The following is a 2,426-nucleotide window of genomic DNA, read 5'->3' as shown; positions in this document are numbered from 1 at the left end:
CATTGGCGGTTGCTCAACTGACAGAGGTTGTTGCCGATATGCCGGATGGGCTTAATTCGCAGCTTGGTCGTCAGGGCGTTCGTTTATCGGGTGGACAACGACAGCGCTTAGCCATTGCTCGAATGGTGCTGACGAATCCTGATTTCGTGATTCTTGATGAAGCAACCTCTGCGCTTGATACCGCAACAGAAGCTCTATTGCACCAAGCAATGAGTGAGTTCTTGGTGGGCAAGACCACGCTGATTGTCGCGCACAGATTGTCTGCTGTTAAGCAAGCGGATGTCATTTATGTGCTGGAAGATGGAAAAGTAATCCAATCGGGTCAACACCATGATCTGGTGCAGGAAGATGGACTCTACCAAACCTTATATGGTTAGTTTTCCATTTCATGTAATGAAACTCTTCGTCTAAATATAAGCCCGTTACTGATTGAAATGAGTAACGGGCTTTTTCTAGACTCGCTCTCCAGATAACGTAAATTGTATGGCATCGCTAACGTTTTGATACTTGGCTATACTGTACATAATGATCAAAATATTTTGGAATACACATCACCTTTGGTGACATGTGCCTTAGTTTTGAGAATGACATATTTTTCACCTAAAATAATTTGTATAAACTGAGGTTAATAGTTTAGCTCTTTTGGCAGGTACGTTGTATGTGGAAAAACTTCATCTCGTTAACAGATGATGGACAGCAAGTCATTGCTCGATTAACAGCAGACATTACAGTCGACAGTAATTTTGATTCAAGAGGCCTTGAAGAGGTGCTATCGAATGTAGAAGCATCGCACTTCTACGTGATTGAAGAGAATGTGTTGCGTTTTGTCACGCGTGCCAAAGAGATGAAGAAAGACGCTTACGACGGAATTGTGGTGGCTGAGATCAGAAATGCGGAAGCGAAAGTCGAACTTTCCGATCATGACATGCTCGCAAGTATTACTGTCACGGGGGCGTATGGTGGCCGCGGCCTTAGAGGCAATGAAATTGTGCATTGTTTGTCTCAGTCGCACATCACCAAAGGCATTAACAAACTCGCATTAAAAAAAGTGCTCGTGATGAGCAATCAGCTCAAAGCCGGAGAAACCTTTACGCAACCTGTCGCGAAAGGGGTGAACCAGATTCAAGGGAAAGACGCCAAGTTCACGGCGTTGGTTGAAGATGTGTCAAGCCAGGTATTAGCACCGCAGTCTCAAAGTGAAGATGACAAAGTCGATATGCTTGATCTAGGCGAGACGATTACGGTTGATATTGATCAGCCGCTTATGAAACGTGTTCCTGCCACGAAAGGAACACCAGGCATCACCGTTCAAGGGAAAATCATCCCACCTAAACCCGGTAATGACAAACCTCTTTCCGCTGGGAAAGGCTCTCATATCTCCCCGAGTAATCCCAACTTATTGCTTGCCAGTGTATCGGGCATGCCTATCTTGAAAGAACGAACTGTTGATGTCGATAACGCACTTTGCTTGGGCAATATTGGTGTGGCGACAGGCCATGTCAAATTCAAAGGGTCAATCGTTGTCACGGGCAATATCGAGTCAGACATGGTGGTGCGTGCCACAGGATCCATCACCGTGGGCGGCTTCATAGAAAGTGCCGATGTTCAGGCTCAAGGTGATATAGAAGTGGCGAAAGGCATCATTGGCCACACAAGCTCCGAAGGAGACTCGAAGAGTTGTGTCGTGAAATCGGGTGGGCAGATTAAAGCCAACTACGCCCAATTTTCTGAGCTTCAAGCGGCAGATGATATTAATTTGTCTGTGCACTGCATGGGCAACATATTGCGCTGCGGTAAGAATTTGAATGTTAGTGACGCCTCAGGTCGCCAAGGGACATTGAGCGGTGGTGAAGCAAGAGTGGGTGGCAAGGTCTCTTGTATTAACCTAGGTGTTGAAGGTGACACGCCAACGCATATTGAAGGTTTCGCTAAGTACTCAATGTATAAAGAACGCATGGCGAAGCTAAAGGCACGTTATAAGCTTGCTCAAGAATCGACAATGGAAGTAGTAAGGCGTGAACTGAGCTTTAAGAAAACACCCAAATCCGAGCGTACTCAAGAACAAGAAGATGAATTAAAGACATTCAAAGAACAGGCAAACAGCAAGCTAGAGAAAGCAAAGCTTGCGGTGGACGCTTTCAAAGAGGAGTTTGATGCACTGCTGGCCACCAATTCTATTGAAGTGAAGAGTAAAGTCTATTCCCATGTGACCGTTCAATTTGGTGATGAGAAAGTGACAACAAAACGCAGCCATGGCCCGAGTGTATTCACGTTTAATCAGTACAAGATTGATTGTGTTTCGATGATGGGCGATGAAGCCGTGGCAGAGTTGTAGCGGCGTGATTGTCGAATGAAAGTTTTACAGGGTTCTAGAAATGTTAAAGCTGGCAGTAAGCCAGCTTCTTTTTTGATTGTAAACTTTTGCT

Annotated in this window: 2 protein-coding genes; both read left to right on the top strand. The window is 45.3% G+C overall.

All coding sequences use genetic code 11. The features are described 5' to 3' along the window. Positions 1-377, top strand: a 377-nt coding sequence (locus BCU12_RS09925; protein WP_133153854.1) for an ATP-binding cassette domain-containing protein, incomplete at its 5' end; no start/stop codon positions are given. A gap of 281 nt (positions 378-658) precedes the next feature. Beyond that, complete coding sequence (locus tag BCU12_RS09920; RefSeq protein ID WP_102404160.1) at positions 659-2,335, top strand: FapA family protein; 1,677 nt, start codon at positions 659-661, stop codon at positions 2,333-2,335. The last annotated feature ends 91 nt before the right edge of the window (positions 2,336-2,426 follow it).

Origin of the sequence: Vibrio sp. 10N.261.55.A7, assembly GCF_002877365.1 — a bacterium.
In the GTDB taxonomy this organism is placed as follows: Bacteria; Pseudomonadota; Gammaproteobacteria; order Enterobacterales; family Vibrionaceae; genus Vibrio.
The sequence above is the reverse complement of the archived record's forward strand: the minus strand, read 5'-3'. Positions and strand labels throughout refer to the sequence as shown.